This is a genomic window from Rhodopirellula maiorica SM1 (assembly GCF_000346295.1).
Classification (GTDB): domain Bacteria; phylum Planctomycetota; class Planctomycetia; order Pirellulales; family Pirellulaceae; genus Novipirellula; species Novipirellula maiorica.
The window spans coordinates 19,277-38,126 of record NZ_ANOG01000737.1; the positions used below are offsets into that span (position 1 = coordinate 19,277).

At 52.2% G+C, this 18,850-nt stretch carries 16 protein-coding genes; all 16 read left to right on the forward strand.

Going from position 1 to position 18,850, the window contains the following annotated elements; genetic code table 11:
• The first annotated feature begins 206 nt into the window (after positions 1-206).
• Complete coding sequence (locus RMSM_RS23840) at positions 207-1,229, forward strand: DUF1574 family protein (protein WP_160168359.1); 1,023 nt, start codon at positions 207-209, stop codon at positions 1,227-1,229.
• A complete protein-coding gene (locus RMSM_RS23845; protein ID WP_008702538.1) occupies positions 1,229-2,308 on the forward strand; it encodes an STELLO glycosyltransferase family protein in 1,080 nt (359 codons plus the stop codon). The genes RMSM_RS23840 and RMSM_RS23845 overlap by 1 nt, the downstream gene beginning before the upstream one ends.
• Positions 2,309-2,400: 92 nt before the next feature.
• The gene (locus RMSM_RS23850) at positions 2,401-3,063 is read left to right on the forward strand and encodes an FkbM family methyltransferase (RefSeq protein ID WP_052031779.1); all 663 of its coding nucleotides are present in this window, start codon (positions 2,401-2,403) and stop codon (positions 3,061-3,063) included.
• A 13-nt stretch (positions 3,064-3,076) separates the two neighbouring features.
• Positions 3,077-4,051, forward strand: coding sequence for a glycosyltransferase family 2 protein (locus RMSM_RS37285; protein ID WP_236622284.1), 975 nt, complete (start codon positions 3,077-3,079; stop codon positions 4,049-4,051).
• Positions 4,048-5,178 (forward strand): galactosyltransferase-related protein, encoded by a 1,131-nt coding sequence (locus RMSM_RS23860; protein ID WP_008702548.1) that lies wholly within the window; start codon positions 4,048-4,050, stop codon positions 5,176-5,178. Before RMSM_RS37285 ends, RMSM_RS23860 begins: the two co-directional genes overlap by 4 nt.
• A 194-nt stretch (positions 5,179-5,372) precedes the next feature.
• The gene (locus RMSM_RS23865) at positions 5,373-5,930 is read left to right on the forward strand and encodes a class I SAM-dependent methyltransferase (RefSeq protein ID WP_008702549.1); all 558 of its coding nucleotides are present in this window, start codon (positions 5,373-5,375) and stop codon (positions 5,928-5,930) included.
• Positions 5,931-5,932: 2 nt separating this feature from the next.
• Positions 5,933-6,766: a polysaccharide deacetylase family protein gene (locus RMSM_RS37290; RefSeq protein WP_052031781.1), complete on the forward strand. Its 834-nt coding sequence runs from the start codon at positions 5,933-5,935 to the stop codon at positions 6,764-6,766.
• Positions 6,759-7,787 carry a glycosyltransferase family 2 protein gene (locus RMSM_RS37295; RefSeq protein ID WP_008702553.1) on the forward strand — a complete coding sequence of 343 codons (1,029 nt, stop codon included), beginning with the start codon at positions 6,759-6,761 and terminating at the stop codon, positions 7,785-7,787. The genes RMSM_RS37290 and RMSM_RS37295 overlap by 8 nt, the downstream gene beginning before the upstream one ends.
• Positions 7,784-8,752: a glycosyltransferase family 2 protein gene (locus RMSM_RS23880; protein WP_052031782.1), complete on the forward strand. Its 969-nt coding sequence runs from the start codon at positions 7,784-7,786 to the stop codon at positions 8,750-8,752. Before RMSM_RS37295 ends, RMSM_RS23880 begins: the two co-directional genes overlap by 4 nt.
• Complete coding sequence (locus RMSM_RS23885; protein ID WP_008702556.1) at positions 8,749-9,870, forward strand: acyltransferase family protein; 1,122 nt, start codon at positions 8,749-8,751, stop codon at positions 9,868-9,870. Before RMSM_RS23880 ends, RMSM_RS23885 begins: the two co-directional genes overlap by 4 nt.
• Positions 9,867-10,739: an FkbM family methyltransferase gene (locus tag RMSM_RS23890; protein WP_040769194.1), complete on the forward strand. Its 873-nt coding sequence runs from the start codon at positions 9,867-9,869 to the stop codon at positions 10,737-10,739. The genes RMSM_RS23885 and RMSM_RS23890 overlap by 4 nt, the downstream gene beginning before the upstream one ends.
• Before the next feature lie 19 nt (positions 10,740-10,758).
• A complete protein-coding gene (locus RMSM_RS23895; RefSeq protein WP_160168360.1) occupies positions 10,759-11,928 on the forward strand; it encodes a glycosyltransferase family 4 protein in 1,170 nt (389 codons plus the stop codon).
• Positions 11,925-12,863, forward strand: a complete 939-nt coding sequence (locus tag RMSM_RS23900; RefSeq protein ID WP_008702562.1) for a glycosyltransferase family 2 protein — start codon at positions 11,925-11,927, stop codon at positions 12,861-12,863. Before RMSM_RS23895 ends, RMSM_RS23900 begins: the two co-directional genes overlap by 4 nt.
• A 724-nt stretch (positions 12,864-13,587) precedes the next feature.
• Positions 13,588-16,791, forward strand: coding sequence for a beta strand repeat-containing protein (locus tag RMSM_RS23905; RefSeq protein ID WP_008702565.1), 3,204 nt, complete (start codon positions 13,588-13,590; stop codon positions 16,789-16,791).
• A gap of 500 nt (positions 16,792-17,291) precedes the next feature.
• Positions 17,292-18,479 carry a glycosyltransferase family 4 protein gene (locus RMSM_RS23910; RefSeq protein WP_008702567.1) on the forward strand — a complete coding sequence of 396 codons (1,188 nt, stop codon included), beginning with the start codon at positions 17,292-17,294 and terminating at the stop codon, positions 18,477-18,479.
• A gap of 146 nt (positions 18,480-18,625) precedes the next feature.
• A partial coding sequence (locus RMSM_RS42965) for a hypothetical protein (protein ID WP_008702569.1) occupies positions 18,626-18,850 on the forward strand: 225 nt, incomplete at its 3' end.

The following is an 18,850-nucleotide window of genomic DNA, read 5'->3' on the forward strand; positions in this document are numbered from 1 at the left end:
CAAAACGCCTGTGTCTGCTCAGCCCGCTATTTGTCCTAGCCGCGATACCCATCATTGACCATTACGTGACGTTCGTAATGTATTTGCACCCTCCCAAATCGACATGGGACTTTCATAACGCATTTCAATCGAAAACGGCAATCGGATTGGCTGTCTCTCTAGGAATTCTTCCGTGGTTATGGATGATCGGTATCAAAGCTAACCCTTTGATAAAATCGATCCGCTTTCCAATTGCTGTTGTGCTGGCAATGGGACTATTGACCTTGGGCGGATTTCTATTGAGCACGACGAAAGCCACTTGGTATTTCGTAGAGTGGGCCAAGATCCGAACGCCAAATCCATCATTTGGTCGCAACACATTGTTCTGGGAGCAACGGAATTTTGAGCAAGCAGGATCCCCCGATGCCAAAACCAAAGTGGTCATTGTTGGGTCGAGCCAACCGAACCAAGGTTTCTCGCTGAACTGGTTAGAAATGGCGTGCCAAGACATCCGGTTCGAGAAGAACTGTTTGGCCGGTTTTGGCCCGATGCAGTACCCTTTCCTCAATAACCGAATCAGCGAAAGAAGACCACAGATCGTCGTTTGTCATTTGTCAGAATTTGATTTCTTTCGAGAAGATGCCGTCCCGATCGAACGCTTGCGATGGGCGGCAACGTTGTCCGGGACGAAAACGGTTTTCCAAACGCTCACCGCATACCAAGCTTGGAAAAATCGCGGTGCGTTGGGCGATCTCGCGTTTTCATCAGTGATTCCTTATTGGCGGCATCGCGATCACTTTCGCCGCACACTGTTCGGCTACTGGTGGAACAAAAGCGAATCACCCAAAGTTGATTCGGACCAACCGACTCCGTTAGCGGTCTCATCGACACTGGACGAAGCGATTTTCTTTTTGAAGAAAAACATCGGACGCAAAGAACTTGTGGAGGCGAACTTTGCATCGTTCCACTGTTTCGCTCAACAACTAAAACAACAACACGTGAAGCTGATCGTCGTCGAAGGCCAAGTCCACCCCAACGCGCGACGCGTCTATGACACCGAGCATCTGCAACAAGAGACACGCATGCGTCTGAAGGCAATGGCCACCGAGCTCGAGTTTGTCTTTTTCGAAACCAATCAAATGCCAACATTTACCCCAGCCGACTTCGCCGATGCCTACCACTTAAACGACGACGGTCGCAGAAAACTTTCCGACTTTCTTGCGGAACATCTGAAAATGGAAAACAATTAATGCTCTATTCCGTCATCACCACGATCCAACGTCCTACCGAGAGTGTCCGAACACTGGCAACTCAACTAGCTGGCGATGGACATCTTGTCATTGCGGGCGACACCAAGGGGCCCGACTCATTTGACCTATCAGATGTTCCTGGCTTCACCGACCAGCAACTAACGTTTCTTGACATGGCTTCTCAGACGGCCAGCGAGTTTCGATTGGCGAAGCTGTTGCCGACTAAACATTACAGTCGCAAAAACATCGGCTACCTGCACGCAATACACGCCGGTGCCAACTGCATCTACGAAACGGATGACGACAACGCGCCGCTTGATTCATGGCAACCGAGGACCGAGTTTATCGAATCGGCACGCGTGCTCGAAGCTGCGGAAACCGGCAGCACAAATTGGGTAAATGTTTACCGGCATTTCAGCGACCAAAACGTTTGGCCACGAGGGCTTCCGCTGGACCGAATCCACTCGAAATTTGTCGAAGCATCGGAATTTCAACCGCCAACGAACGAGCAAGGACACCTATGGTCGCCAATTCAGCAGGGACTTGCCGATGGCTCGCCTGATGTTGATGCGATCTGGAGATTGGTTCTAGACCGCGAGTTCAAGTTCGACTCAGCACCGAGCGTGCTGTTGCCTCCAAACCAATGGTGTCCTTTCAATACGCAGACAACGTGGTGGTGGCCGGTGGTATATCCATTGTTGTACGTGCCTAGCAACTGTTCGTTCCGGATGTGCGACATTTGGAAAAGCTTTGTGGCTCAACGCTGTCTTTGGGAATTGGGAACAGGAGTTGTCTTTCACTCATCCGAAGTTTGGCAAGAACGTAACGTGCACAACTTGATACGCGACTTCAACGATGAAGTCCCGGGTTACCAGCAGAATGACCGCATCGCTGAGATTCTTGAATCGACAACATTAAAGCCTGGAAAAGAAAACGTCGCTGTGAATCTTCAGCAGTGTTACACGGCATTGATTGACAACCAGATCTTTCCCGAGAATGAGATGATTCTGGTGGAAGCGTGGATCGAAGCAGTTGAGTCTATGAGGATTGGATTGACTGTGGGAACGCAGAAGTCGTGATTAAAAACCTTGCTCGCCAAATGCTTCGAGTCATACCAAGTGGAACCATTCTGCCAATATTATCCGGTCCATTGCGTGGTACGAGTTGGATAGTGGGCGCAGGAACAAACGGATGTTGGATCGGTACCTACGAACGCGACAAACAACAGGTTTTTACAGATGCGGCAACTGCAGGAGCGACAGTGTTCGATGTGGGCGCCAACGTCGGATTTTATACACTGCTTGCAGCACGGTGCGTCGGCAAGGACGGCTTCGTCCATTGCTTTGAGCCATTTCCGGAAAACCTAAGGACGTTGCGTCAGCATCTGGAATTGAACCCATGTCAAAACGTCACCGTCCACGAAGCCGCCGTAAGCGATCGCTCCGGAACTTACCGTTTCGCGTCAGGTGACTGTCCCGAAACGGGCAAACTCGATGAACACGGCGACGTCGAAGTGCAGGTCATCCAAATTGACGAAGAAACCTCATCGGGACGGATTCCCTATCCAGACGTAGTCAAGATTGACGTGGAAGGTGCAGAAAGCAAAGTCTTGCTCGGTGCTAGAGAAACGTTGTTGTCGCGACAACCGATTCTCCTGGTCGCTATCCATGGCTCATCAATGCTGCGTGAAGTACAGGCGATAATCAAAGATTTTCGTTACGAAGTAGAAGTGGAATCGTCGAAAGCCCCAGGGATGTACGAAATCTATGCGCGACCACAAAAGCACCGTCCTAGCACGATGTCCCCCCTAACGACCGATGTTCAGCGGAGATAAACCGCTGCCTGCCATGCAAGTCAAATCCCCCCCACTGCGTTCGATTCCACTTGGCCCACTTCCGGCCAAACCATTGGTTTCCATCCTAGTGCCAAGCTACAATCAGGGGCGTTTCATCAGGCATACGATCGACTCAATACTTCAGCAAGACTATCGACCGCTGAAGATTCACGTCGTTGATGGTGCCTCGAGCGACAATACGGTCAATGTGCTAAAGTCTTACGGTGAGATTCCGGAACTCGAGTGGATATCAGAACCTGACAAAGGTGTCGTCGATGCCGTCAACAAGGGATTCGATCGTCTCGAAGGCGATATTTGTGGCATCCAAAGTTCCGATGACCTATACCTGCCTGGCGTGATCCAAAGGATCGTTGATCAGTTTCACGAGTTCCCCAAAACGGGTTTGATTTACGGCGATACAGTGAAGGTGGATGCTGAAGGCAACGAGTTGTTGAGGTATCAGATCGGTCCCTGGTCATTTAAAAACATTTTCTTAATGAAGACTTGGATTCCACAACCGTCGACCTTCTTTCGCAGAGAGATGTTGGTGACGTGTGGTGGTTGGGACGATCGGATACCGTACGCACCCGATACCGACCTGTGGTTGCGGATGGCGTTTCGTACCGACGTCAAAAAGATTGATCACTACCTGTCCAGTCGCCGCATGCATGATGCCCAGCGTGACACACAAGCGGCAAAAATCATTCGGGATTACAGCAGGATGATTGACCAATCGTCCGACATCGCATCTGCGTCCGCAAACATTCGATCCGCAGCCGAGGCAAGTAAGCACTTGATCTGGCAACGTTACAATCCAACGGGCTCGGATATGAGAGTTGCTTGGCACTTAATGCGAGCCGGCATGGCATGTCCGGCCGCTTGGAACACAAAGGGTATCGTCCGTAACGCGTTGCTGCCGATTCGGCGGCAACTATCAAGAGTGAAGCAAGCTCTGTTTGCTACAAAGTCCACGAAGGCCGGTCATTGAACTTCCTGGTTCGCCTGAAAGAATTTGCCGGGGTCTTGATTAAAGACATCCGGCGGTATCGATTCGCTATCTGCTCACCGATTTTGCAAGGCAATGGTGATCCGTCTTGGGTACGAATTTGCAATCGCAATGAAAAATTGGTTGTCAATCCTGACGGCCCTGGAGTGCTATGCGATTGGCGTTGGTCGAGCAAACTGCATGCCTGTGGTGTTATGCCGTCATGGGGATTACACCTGCAAAAGCGAGTTTTTGCGGACTGGCCGATACGCTTCAGCGACCATCACGTAAACGCCACCTCACCCCAAGTAAGTTTTCTGATTACCCATAGCGGCGACGATCGGATCCAACAACTTTGCCAAGTTATTAGATCGATCTTCGCGCAAGTCGACGTCACCGTTGAATGCATTGTCGTCGATTTTTCTGAAGAACCAATTGCTGAACGTTTACCGTTGGGTGTCAAATATCGACACGTTGCCACATCCCATCTAAAGCCAGGCTGGTACAAATCCTGGGGTTTCAACATTGCTGCTCGCATGGCCAAGGGCGACGTACTGGTATTTCATGATGGCGACATTTGTGCCCCCGATCGATACGCACAGCAGCTGGTAGCACACATGATAGCCGGTCCCTACGAAGCGGCTTCGATCCAACGTTTCCTGTTTTATCTTTCCAAAACAGCCACCGAAACGAGCTACACCTCAGGTCAACTAAATACGAAACCACCGGAAACGGTGTTGCAAAACTGGAAGGGCGGCACGATTGCGGCGCGGAAGGATTCGTTCTTTTCGATTGGTGGCTTCGACGAAGGTTTCGTCGATTGGGGTGGCGAAGACGATGAGTTCTTTAGCCGCTGTGGCGAGTTGAATCATCTACGATTCGGCTATCTCCCCTTCGTGCATTTGTGGCACCCCTCGCAGCCTGACCGACATGGTCAAGACAACTTAAACGAAACTCGCGTGTTGCCGGAGAGGCTAGGGATCAAGATCGACCTACGAATCGAAGAATTGACAAGGCGTGATTTCGGCAACCCACTGCGTCCTGACCCCCTAATCCGCTACAAAGATCGGCTCGAAGATCCCAAATGGAAAACGGTGGAAACACTCCGGGCATCGAGAGTAGAAGATTGAAGCAATTGATCAAATCAGTCTTTCCTGAGACACTGCGTCCACACCTACGGCGGATGTGGAATCGCTCGTGCTCGCTCGGTGTCCGCCATCAATGTCCTATTTGTGGAAGTTGGCTACGGTCGTTTCTTCCACATGGAACGCCGCCCGATCCGAACTGCGTTTGTCCTGTCTGCGCTAGCAAAGCACCTCACCGATTGGCTTGGCTGTATTTTCAGCAGTCACCGGAATTGTTTCAATCGGGAGGACTTTGCGTTCACGTCGCACCCGAACCGGAACTTGGTCCGCGACTGAAGCGTCGTGCCGAATCGAGCGGCATGGCCTACCGCAGCGGAAACATATCGGCTAGTGGTGAACAGTACATGGACATTTTGGATTTGCCATTTGCCGATCAAAGTGTTGACCTGTTTTACTGCTGTCACGTGTTGAATTCGATGAACAACGACTTAAGGGCGATGCGTGAAGTGCTTCGTGTTTTGCGTCCATCGGCTACGGCGGTCCTGCAGGTTCCTGCGTTCTATCAAGGCGATACAACGCTCGAAGCGGGTGCCGGCGAAGAGCAACGCATTCGATTGTTTCACGACAACGGTATCTCTCGTTGTTACACCGACACCGACTATGTCCACCGGCTAGAAACCACCGGTTACGATGTGCGGCATTTTCGAGCGACTGATTTGCCGGAATGGCAAGTAAATCGCTACGCGTTGAAGGCTGAAGTACTGCATGTTTGTAAGGCTGCAGAGTCGAAGAATTGACCATGCGTGGTATGATCTCACTGACTTTCGATGATGCCTTGGATGTCCATCTGGATAATGCAGTGGTTGAATTGAATGATGCCGGACTGCGAGGCACGTTCTATGCACACCTGTCGGCCGAGTCGTTATTCAAACGCGCCACTGATTGGCGAGCAGTTGCCGCAGCAGGGCATGAAATCGGAAACCACACCGTATTCCATCCCGCTGCAGAAGATAAAAATTGGGTCACTACCGGCAATGCGATTGAATACTACACGCTCGACCGTATGCGAATGGAACTTGATCTAGCGAATCGATGGTTGGAGTCGATTGACAGTTGTACGGACCGCACTTTTGCTTTCCCTTGTAGCAATCCGACAATTGGTCGCCCAGGTCCTCTGGTCCGCGCTTGCAATCACTATGGACTGCGTTTCACCCGTTGGCCTGGAATGATCCAACGTGCTGGTCTCGACTTCGGATCGACCTGTCAAAGCTATGCCCCGTTGTTGCCCGAGTACTTCGTTGCTGGACGAGGCGGCGGATTAACGTTCGAGATGACGCCGCCGCCGATCAAAGCCTTTGATCAGTATCAGTTGCCAAGCGCGGCTTGCGACGGACACTCGACGAAGCAGATGCAAGACTTCGTGGGTCGCTGCCTTGATGCCGAGAGCTGGGCGATCCTTCAATTCCACGGAATTGGAGGTGGACATCACATGGATTGCTCGTTGGAAAACTTTCGACAATTGACACGCTGGATTGCCGATCATCACGCGGACCAAGTTGTAACTGTCCGACAAGGAGCACAGCAGATTTACTCTTCGACTTCTCTTCCAAAATCGACACAGAACCGTGCCTGAAGTGATTCCCCAATTGGTTTCGACGATCATACCGGTTTACAACCGACCGCAGATGTTGCGTGAGGCGGTGCAGAGTGTCTTGGAGCAAACCTATCGGCCGATCGAAATTGTGATTGTCGATGACGGATCCACTGACAGTACACCGGACGTTGCCAATGAATTGATGGAACGGCATCCTGACATCATTCGCTTTCATCAGAAAGAAAACTCCGGACCAGGACCGACTCGCGAAGCAGGCCGTTTGATGGCGAGGGGCGAGTTCATCCAGTATCTGGACAGCGACGATCTATTGCGGCCAAAAAAATTCGAATTGATGGTGCAGGCACTGCGTGACCATCCCGATTGTGGCGCCGCCTACGGGTACATTTGTGTTCATCCTTATCAGCAGCCTCCAAAAGACAAACCGTTTAAGGGATCGGGCGAGACTCGCGAAACATTGTTTCCTTGGATACTGTCAGATCGTTGGTGGAACACGAACTGCCCTTTGTTCCGTCGCTCGGTCTGCGATGCGGCGGGGCCATGGACGGACCTTCGTTGGTCGCAGGACTGGGAACATGACGCGAGAATCGGTGCTTTGGGAACGAAACTAGTTCACGTCAAAGAATGGTCCACCGACGAACGTCACCATGATGAAGGTCGTCAAACCGACGATGCCGACTGGCTACACCCCGACCGCCTGCGAGCCAGAAAACGGCTGCTGGAGCTATTGCTTGAGCACGCCGAAACAGCGGGAGTGGAAGCCGACAGTCCTCATCGACGACATTTCACTCGCTGGGTCTTTGCCACCGCTCGACAATGTGCTGCTGCGGGCCTGCACCTCGAGACCAGCGAGTGCATGAGATTGGCCGAACGTAGTGCTGGCAACTGTGCAGATGTAAAACGCGGATTCCAAACATTTCGTGTGCTTCGTCGAGTGATGGGAACTCGCACGGCCGGCCGTCTGGGCCTTTGGCTACAAACGGTCAAGCGCCCAGGAAGCCACACAATGCAGCAAAGTTTTGCGCGGGACTTGGAGCCATGATGACGCCCTTAGTATCCGTCGTGATCAGCGTCTACAACGACGAGGATTTTCTTGCCGAATCGCTCGAAAGCATCCTACAGCAGACATTCACCGATTTTGAATTGATTGTAGTCAATGATGGTTCCACTGATTCCTCGGCAGAAATCCTGGACCGCTTGGCGCAGCGAGATTCGCGAATTCGCGTGATCGATCAATCGAACCAGGGGCTAACCAGGGCGCTGATCAACGGCTGTGATCTGGCACGCGGCATTTACATCGCGCGTCAGGATGCCGACGATTGGTCGGATCGCGAACGTTTACAGAAACAATTCGAAGTATTGGAATCACGGCGTGATCTGTCTTTTGTTTCCTGTTGGGCAGAAGGGATCACGAAGGAAGGACAGGTATTGGAATTGGTGACGCGTCCTGTCGATTCAAACGTGGCGACCGAGGAACTGCGTTTCCAAAGACAGGGTCCACCGGCTCACGGCACGGTGATGTTTCGCAAAGACATCTATCAGCAAGTTGGCGGCTATCGGCCACAATTCTACTTCTCGCAAGATTCCGATCTATGGTTGCGTATGGCAGAGAAAGGCCCGGTGCTTTATTTGCCCGAGACGCTGTATCGCTATCGTCGCGATGCCGAGAGCCTTTCATCGGTGCGTCACGATATCCAATATGAGTTTGGCGAATTTGGCCAAGCTTGTCACAGCGTTCGTGCTTCGGGCGGCGACGAATCGCAGTTGTTGGCCCAGGCAGAAGAGCTAACGTCGCGGGTTGTCGCAGGCGCGGTTGATGCATCCACCGATCAACAACGAGTCGCCGCCACGCAATACCTGATTGGATCTCAATTGGCGATCAATGGCGACCCGAGTGCGGCCACCTATTTATGGACCGTCATCCGCCAACGTCCGTGGCATCTAAAGGCATGGGTTCGGCTGTTTCAAGTATGGCTGAATTTCGGCCGACCGAGTTCGGCCGGATGAGTTCTGCGAATACGAACACCGCGAGATACGAACTGCTTGACCCTCTCCGGGGCGTGGCGATCCTGGCGGTAATGCTGCTTCATTTCTCAGAACGTGGCCGGGAATCGGGCGACGATCTGATTCATTCTTATCTATGGCCGATCACACAACACGGCTACTTGGGCGTTCAGCTGTTCTTTGTGATCAGCGGCTACTGCATTGCGGCCGCCTTGTACGGAACGCTGAACAAACCACAGCCGTTTCGTTATTTTATGATGCGGAGATTTCGGCGAATCTTTCCTCCTTACTGGATCAGCATCGTGTTGGTGGTGATGCTTGGTTTCGCCACGATTTTCATCCTAAACACTTCTCCAGACGTCGTTTTTCCGCTCACTCCGTTTGACTGGCTGTGCAATGCCTTATTGCTCCAGGGCCCACTGCACGCCGTTGACGCCAATCTTGTCTACTGGTCATTATCGATTGAGTTGCAATTCTATTTGGTAATGGCCATCGCCTTGTTCTGGCCGAAGTGGACGGAAGCATGGCTGATCATGTTCAGTATCGTCTGCTTAGCATTGAACTGCTTCGCCGACTGGCCTTTGTGGGGAACCGTGGTCGTTTACTGGCCCGAGTTTCTATGCGGCATTGTCGCGTACTACTGGATTACCGGCCGAATGCGGTGGAAATGGACGCCTGGGTACCTAGTTGGGATTGTCATATTTCAAATCGTTCTGCAAGCCAACCAATACGAAGTGCTGGTGCAAGAAAACGGGCGACTGGTTCAGCCGATTAAACTACTGTTCTGTCTTAGTTGCATGGCTACATTGTTGGCACTGCGCTACTACGATCAATCGATCGCACGTTGGCGTTCGGCAAGATGTTTGGCGTTTTTCGGCATAATCTCATACTCGCTGTACCTGACACATGTTCCAATCGGCACGCGTATCTTTAATTTGATCGATCGACTGCTTGGACTGGACGGACTGAAATGGCTGGCGTGTGGATTGGCTGCGATGGTGATCTGTACGATCTTTGGTTGGATCTTCTTTCGATGGTTTGAGAAACCGTGGCTGAATCCGCCCGCGCCAAGTCCAACCACAGATACCCCAAAAGCTCTTCCAGAAGGTGTTGCTTCGTGAGAAATGCTCTTCGTGGCGCGTTGGCTTCGGTCACACGTCGCTTGCCGTCGATGCGCGGCCTCGGTCGCTGTATTTTGGCCGTCGACAAATTGTTGACCAACGAAAATGACCCCGCATCCTACGAAGCTACGACCATGGTCAACGGTGGTAATCGACTGATCCTGGATCTGCGGACATGGGAACAAAAATTCGCCTTTTATTACGGCACTTATGAGCCAGAGTTGGTCGGAGCGACCACAAGGCTGTTTACCGGCGGCGTCTTCTATGACATTGGCGCATCGATCGGAATATACGCGGTCACCATGGCCAATGTCTGCAAGGCACACTGTGGTTATGTTCGCGCGTTTGAACCGGTGCCAACAAATCTGCGACGACTGGAGGCACAGATTTCTGAAAACGAACTCGGTGAAGAACTGATTCAGATTGAACGCATTGCACTCAGCAACGAGCCCGGCACAGCCATGATGGACTTGTGTGACGACGGAAAACCGGGCAATGCAAAAATAACCAGCAGTGGTCAAGTCAGTGTTGAGGTGACTTTACTGGATAACATCTGGGCCAAACGAAATCGTGAACCTGTCGACTTTGTGAAAATCGATACCGAAGGATGGGATGCCAACATCATTACCGGTGGTCGCGAGATGATCCGCGAGTGCCGGCCTAACTTGCTAGTCGAATTCAATCGCGAACGGATGACGAATCATGGGATCCCGCTTGACCCCGCTTGGGAATTCCTGGTGGGCGAGATGAAGTACCGCGTCTTCTACCTGGACGAGCAGACAGGCGTTGTTGAGGAAGTTCAGCAACCAGGTGATCTTGAAAACCTTTTCTTTGTTCGAGAGGATGATGTCGAGCGAATCCTACGCTGATCATTCGGCTTCGGCTTCCATGCCGCTGAAGATTCTAGTCGGAGCCAACGTGAGCCCCGACCCAAATGCTGGCGCCTCGGGGACCGTCTGGCAGATGAACGCAGCGCTGCGTCGGCGGGGACATCAAGTTGATGAGATCTGGGCCGAAAATCTCGGGCGGCGAATCCAACATGGAAACCTTCACTACTTACTGGAATTGCCCCGCACCTATGTTCGCGAAGTTCGCAAGGCGTGCCAACAACAGACGTACGATGTGATCGAACTGAATCAACCTCATGCGTACCTCGCTTCGCGAGACCACAAAAACCAACAGCGGTCGGGCGTGTTTGTCAATCGCAGCCACGGACACGAAACGCGATCGGAAGAACAGCTCCAGCCCTGGCGGAACAAGCTGGGGGTTTCCGCCAATCGTGGCCTGCGGCGATTGCTTTCGCGAGCTATTGGCAGACTTCTCGATCGCCAATGGCAATCAATTGCCAAGTCAGCTGACGGAATCGTCGTATCCTGTAGCGATGACGCTGAGTTTCTGAACACGCGATACGGGGTGCCCAAAGACCGAGTCGGCTGCATCACGCAAGGAGTGCCCCAGATCTTTCTTGATCAACCGGTTGCCGCGATGACATCCGAGAGATTGCACCGGGTCATCTACATCGGACAGCTCGCTTTCTTCAAAGCGCCCCAAGTGATCGCTGAATCGATCAACTTGATCTTGAGGCGGAACACAAATGCCACCATGACGTGGGTTTGTGGTCGGCCGCATCATCAACAAGCGATGCAGATGCTAAATGAGGACATTCGTAATCGAGTCAGCTTTGTCGATTGGATGGACCAAACGCAGTTGCAACAGCATCTCGATACTCATGGTACATTTTTGTTCCCGTCGTACTTTGAGGGTTTTGGCAAAGCACCGCTTGAGGCAATGGCGCGTGGTCTCTGCGTGACGGCTACCGACGTAGGCGGGATGAAAGACTACATCAAGGATGGTGTTTCAGGACGGCTGGCACCGCCCGGACGAGCGGACCTGATCGCCAACGCAGCATTACAAGTCATGAACGATGAACGCTATGGAATCAAAATATCTAAAGCAGCGAGAGCTACCGCGGAAGAGCACACATGGGACCGATGTGCTGCCGACGTCGAAGCGTTCTATCGACATTTACTAACGGCGAAACTGAAAACAGGACCATGACAGGACAACCATTTACCGCGTCAGATGTAACCATCGTGATTCCTACGATTGGGCGTGAAACAGTATTACTCGATACGATCCTCGCTTGCTTGCAGGAACCCGATCCTCCCTGCGACATCATCGTCGTTGATCAATCGAAACAGCACGAAGAGGCGACGACTCGCCAATTGGATGAGTGGCAACAGCAGGGCATGGTTAAAGTGCTGACGCCGGAGATTGCTTCACAGCCTGCCGCTATGAACGTCGGTCTACTTGCCGCGTCAAGTCGGCTGTTATTGTTCTTGGATGACGATGTAGAACCATCCCCTGGATTTGTGGCCGCGCATGCGGCAGCTCACAACGACGACGAAGTGTGGTGTGTGGTCGGGCAGATCATCCAACCGTGGCAGAAACCCGAGGACGCTGGCCGCATTGGCCCCGACCATGGACTCCGCCGGGATCTCGACTTTCCGTTTCATTCAACCCATCAGTGTCACATCTACAACGGCATGTCAGGACATATGTCGGTCACTCGCAAACGATGTTTTCAAGTCGGAGGCTTTGACGAGAATTTTAAGGGAGCAGCGTACCGATTTGACACCGAGTTTTCACGCCGGGTGATCAAGCATGGTGGCAAAGTACTATTTTACCCAAAAGCCAGCCTAAAGCATCTGCGCGTCGCGCGGGGCGGCACTCGGCTGATTGGCAACCATCTTGCCTCGGCCAACCCAATCCATGGAGTTGGTGATTATTACTTTGCGTTGCAACAGGGCGAAGGAATCGACCGCATCGCCTACATCAGCAAGCGAATGGTTCGAGAGTTTTGCACGAAATTCCATCTAATACGTCCCTGGTTCATCCCTGTCAAATTGCTGGGTGAAATTCGAGCCTTCCTGTGGGCGTGCCGTCTCTGCAGACAGGGTCCCGCATTGGTCAAGTCTGCGGAACGTGAATAAATGCGATCATGCAGTTGCATCTTGTGCAAGCACGTGAATAGGTTCCTTAACGCCGCGTAACGAAACGAGCTTAGGAGCTGACGGTCACAGGCCTCCTCGTTTCGACATCGGTATAGCAACATTAGCAATACCATCCATCGTCTCGAAGCCACAACGCCGCACGAACGGGTTTCGGCTTCCCGAAAAACGATTGATTAAAGTCATCGAACGACATGCATTCGGCTAAGCAGCCAGGCAGAAGTCTTTCAGTCGATTAGCCGCTTTGGTGTTAGCCGCAATTCCGACATTTAACCGGGGCAAACGTCCAAACGACCAATGGAGTTCTACCCAGCGGTTCCTTCCTACCTGATTAAGGCATAAAAAAGGGGGCAACAACCATTTGACCCTCAGGCTACAAAGTCAATTGACAACAAGAGCCCAGTTCAGCCTTCGCAAAACCGAATCCCCAAAGTCTATATGTCGTTCGCATTCTCAACGAGAGAAAAACTAGCCAATATAGAGATTCTAGATAAAAAACACTGCTAAACGCTTGACCCTATTAGGTAGGGGATTGAGAATGTCGTGGTGCCGAATAGAGCGATTATGCCGGTGATGATGGAACAATTCCGCATTCGAGCCTTCTAAATTGAAGCCGCAAATGTTCGGTACCGCGTTTAAGAGTCCGTCCCCCCAACGCGTCAATATCTTTACGAATCATCGTTAGTCATCTTTGAAGGACACCGCTATGGGCTTGTTTAGCCGCTTGAAGAAAAATGTTCGCCGCACCCCTAAGACACGCCGACGTCGGCGGTTGCAAGCAGAGTGTTTAGAAGACCGACGCTTGCTCGCCAATTTGAACTTTGCAGCTAGCGGCCAAGTGATCTATGGCGGCGGCAATGGAGTCGACAACAATCTTTCAATTTCCGTTTCTGGGAATACATACACCTACACAGATACAGCGGAGACGATTAATTTCATCAATGCTCCTGGCACGACATCGGGCAACGGAACAAACACAGTTACCTTTGACGCGACGACTGCCGCCGTTGCAATCAATCGCTTGGTGGTAAATACGAATGCAGGCAATGATGTCGTTTCTGTTTCCGGTATTCGTGGCGGTGCCGAGGGACTTGAAATCCGCGGCACCGGTTCGGCTGATACGGTCAACATCTCTGGCAACCTTGGCACAGCGGGTAACCGAATTGGTTCGTATGGAGTCAATATTGCGGCGAGCCAAATCAATTTGGGAGCTGATATCTTTACGAACAACCTCGACGTCATTTTGGGTGCCGCCATGTCGGGTACCCCCATCGCTTTGACGGCCTCGTCGGAAATCGACGCAGGAAATGCTACAGTCGAAGTGAACGCGGGTGGTGTCGGCATCTCAGGAGCCACAGCCAACTTGACGATAGACGGAGGCAGCGTTCAAACACGTGGACCGATCAATTTAACCGGTGCCTCGGACATCAACTTGAACGCGATCAATCTGTTGCAACTTGGGCAGGCCGGCGCAACGAGCGAGGTGACCTCGGGAACGGGGAATGTTGCTCTATCAGGCGGAACGCAAGTCGCACTGACCGATTCGGTTTCATCCACTGGCGGATCGATCAGCATTACTTCGCCGAGCTCGACAATGAGCAATTCGGCGGGAGCAATTTCTGGCACCGGCGTCACTGTTTCGGGAGCCTTGACGAACACCACCGCCAACACGACCGATATTGACGCCACAGCAGGAGACGTTTCCATCGGTGGTAACCTGGCGTCCACGGCGATCGTCGATGTCGATGCCTCCGGCAACGCCAACTTTGATGGTGGTGTCGCGGCCACCGATATCCAGGTGACAGCTGCAACGGTGAACGCCACAACGTTCCAAGCTAGTGCTGGCGACGTGGCTGTCTCTGGCCCAACGACGTTTGACGGTGTGGGAGACGTGCTGGTCAACTCAACTGGTAGTGTAACGTTCGATAATTCGATCACCGGCAACACCAGCAACCTGAGCCTACAGGCACCAACCTTGGTCAGCGTCGGCGGGGCAATCACGAACGTTGCGAACCTGAATGTTTTGGGGAACGGTGGTGCACTAGCGAGTGCTCAACTAGACTCGGCCGAAAGTCGTAACATCAACGTCAATGCGACGGCGATTGGACTCTCGAGTTTTTTGGCTGCCAATTTCGCCGGCGGCGGTAGCGTCAATCTCACCGGTGCTGTCACGCTTAACGGTGCCGGAATCAACATCACCAGCGGTGGCGATGCAGGTGAGAGCATCACGATCACAGGCGCCGTCAACGGTAGTGCTGTGGACTCCAATGCCCTGGCCCTCAACGCAGGCAACTTCGGTGACGTTGCGGTGACCGGATCGATTGGCAATCTGGTTCGACTCGATTCCCTGAGTGCACGCGGTGATACGGTCACACTGCAGGCGGTCAACGTCGCCAACGATCTAACGGTCTTGGGCGGCAACATTCGCTTGCAAGGAGCGGTCACCGGCGGCGGAACGGGAACGGCTACCTTCGCACCAGCCGTACCGGGACGGACGCTTGACTTCTTCAATAACCCGGCACACACCCGTGTCGGAGTCAACACGCGAATCACCGCCAACACACTTTCCAATATTGCCGGTGGGGCATTCGATAAGTTCCAGTTCGGCGACGCGGCTACTGGAATTGTTCGCATTCACCCGAATGTCGACAACTCGGTTCCAGCCGGTGCGATGAATCTACCGACCGACACGGAATTCGAAGCGGGAGCGATCATCGTTTCCGAAGATATCCAGCAGAATGCAAATACGCTCACCTTTGAAACCGACAACCTAGCCATCTACCGGGTTGCTGCTGGTACCGGTGACGTTGAGATCAACAAGAAGACGCCCGGCGGAGTTTTGGAACTGCGTGGCAACCTGGCCGCCAATACCAATTGGGGGACCAACGACATTACTATTAATGCGGTGGGAGCGACTGTGAACGCTCCTGCTGCGGGTGCTGACTTGGCCGTGTTGGGACTGACGAACCAGCCACAAGTGAACCTCGGTGGACCAAACGCGTCACTAACCATCAATGCCGACACACTAAACGCCTTGGCGTCATCGGCCATTGTGTCGAGCGGGAATCTGGCGTTGAACGTTGACACGATCGACCTAACTGGCGGTGTTCAAAACGCCGGCCCTGGAGTTGTAACACTAGGCAACCCAGGTGCAATGGTGGAGAACATCGGTGGAGGTCCATTCTCGATCCTCTTGCAAAACGGAAGTGATTTGACGCTTCGCGGATTCGATGGCAACGGTGGCTCGCTGAATATTCGCGGCGTGGGTGGCCAACTTGGCACGGTGTCGCTTGGAACGATCAGCGATACTGGAGCCCTCTCGCTTGGAACCAGTTCATCCAATGATGCAACTGTGCTAAACGTCAATGGAAATATCACCGCGTCCAGCATTGTGCTTCGCGGTGACATGATTAACACCGGGGCCATGGGCGTTGGAGTGACATTGGATTCAACCGATGGAAATATCTCGTTGGCTGGGCCAGTGTCGGTGATGCGTAACACAACGCTAAACAACACATCTGGCTTGGCGACCGGATTTGTCCGAATTGATGGCGCGATTGAAAATGCAGGTGTACCGGCTTGGTCACTTGATATCAATGCAGGCGTGGGTTCGATAGTGTTCGCCGGAGCGGTGGGACAAGGATCGGCACTTAGCAGCATGACACTCGTCTCGGGCGGGATTAATTTCCTGACTGTACCGATTACCGTCGAAGGCGCATTCTCTTGGACCGTCGGAGTGACCGGTAACGGCGTCAATGATCGAATCATTCGAGCCGGTTCTGGTGAGATCACTTCCAATAGCGGGAACGTGGATTTGGAAGCTGACGTGCTGCAAGGACTTACCATTGGTGTCAATGTCAAAGCACCTAACGGGACAGTGACCCTGATCGAACGGGGTGCTGGCGACTGATCGGCAACGCGTCTACGAAAGCACAGAAAGGCCGGCTCGCAGTAGCCGGCCTTTTTCGTAAATTCAAGTGAATCGGGATGATCGATGAGACGCAGGCAAATCGGCCGTTGAGATCATAAAACGCTGAAGGCGATCTTCGTATCGTCGGTGAGATAATTCGCGAAAAAGTCCTCATCCAATATTTAATCGGCATAAACGCTATATCCCCACATGCCGCTGAATGAGTCAACTTATTGTTTGCAGTACCGGTAGCATTTTACGGCTCAACTCATCAAGATTTGTCCTGAGCTTCCCTCCCGATTTTTCAACCTAGGTAATTGGAGTGTGACGCGGTTTGATTCAGAGAGCGTCTACTAAGCAAGTATCGCATTAGGTTTTCACACATTTCTGATAAAGCAAACGGCCTGGGGTTCCACGTCAAGTCATACGAGTTTGCTTTCCCAAAAAGCATGTCACACACAGTGTCCTCCCGCCATTCAACGAAGCAGCGGTTGCCGCGCGTGGCATTTGTCACCAGTCACCCGATTCAATACCAGGTGCCAGTGTTTCGGCACTTATCAGAACGTGACGACATTCACTTTGAGGTTCTGTTTGCGATGTTGCCTGACGCGGCCGCTCAAGGTGCTGGGTTTGGAGTCGAATTTGAATGGGATATTCCATTGCTAGAAGGATATCCCTACAGCGTGCTCGAAAATGTATCGAAACGCCCTGGTGTCACTCATTACACCGGATGCGATACCCCCGCAATTGATGAAGAATTGAGACGACGTGAAATCGACGCGGTAGTGGTAAATGGCTGGGTAGTGAAAACATGTGTGCAAACACTTCGAGCTTGCCGGCGTTTGGGAATTCCCTGCATTGTACGTGGTGAGGCGAATCATTTGCGACCGCGACCGTGGTGGAAGAAAGTTCTGCAGCGGCAACTCATTCGTCGGTATGATGCTTACCTGCCGATTGGGACAGCCAATCGTGCGTTTTATCGCAGCTACGGTGTAGCAGATTCTCAGATGTTTGATGCACGCTATTGCATCGAAAACGCAAGATTCAATCAAGCCGCTTGCCTGGCAAATCCACGACGAAACACCATCCGCCAGCAATGGGGAATCGCCCCCGATGAAACTTGCTATCTATTTTGTGGAAAATTTGAATTAAAGAAGCACCCTGTTGAACTTGTGCACGCATTCGAAGATTCATTGTCGAATGATCGCTTGCAGCACCCTTCAACTGTAAACAAATCAAGATTGTTGATGGTCGGCGATGGCGAACTTCGTCCTCAGTGTCAGCAGTACTCCGAATCGCGTTCGTTGCCAATCACATTGACCGGGTTTCTGAACCAGAGCGAAATTGTGGATGCTTACATTGCTTCGGATTGTCTCGTGCTTCCCTCGGATCACGGCGAAACGTGGGGATTGGTCGTTAATGAAGCAATGGCGTGCGGACTTCCGGCAATTGTCAGCGACCAAGTCGGTTGTGCTCGTGATCTGATCCATGAATCTCAGACAGGTTTTTGCTTCTCATTCGGTGATTGGGACGCATTAGCAAGGATCTTAAATGAGGTTGCATCGGGAAGGTTCGATTTAAAAAGTATGGGTAACAATGCCAGATCACAAATCGCAGAATATTCTCCCGAAGCAGCCGCTCAAGGTATCCTCCATGCCGTCGATTTTTGTCTGCGAAATCCAGCATGATTACGATTTTGGCGTTTCGAACGTCTGCCGGTGAATAAGATCAGTTGCGGTGCGAGAATAACTGTCAGCGAGTTTTCCGGGCGAGATGTACAGGTTAGATATCGCCTGCGAGTGCGTCAAAAATCCTAGAAAGAGAGTTTATTCATTTGACCTTCGCTTATTACATTTTCGTGTTCTTTGCCGCGATGGTGGCTTACGGTGATTTCCGACGTGGAATCTACTTGGCGATCATCCTCGATTTGTTACGTGATTTAGTACGCAAGGCAGATCCTACTCAAAGTGTCCTCATTACACTTGCCGGGGCTGCGGTATGGGGAGCCGTATTTCTTGGTGCGACTCGTGCTTATCCTGCTCTAATTCAGCGTGCCTTC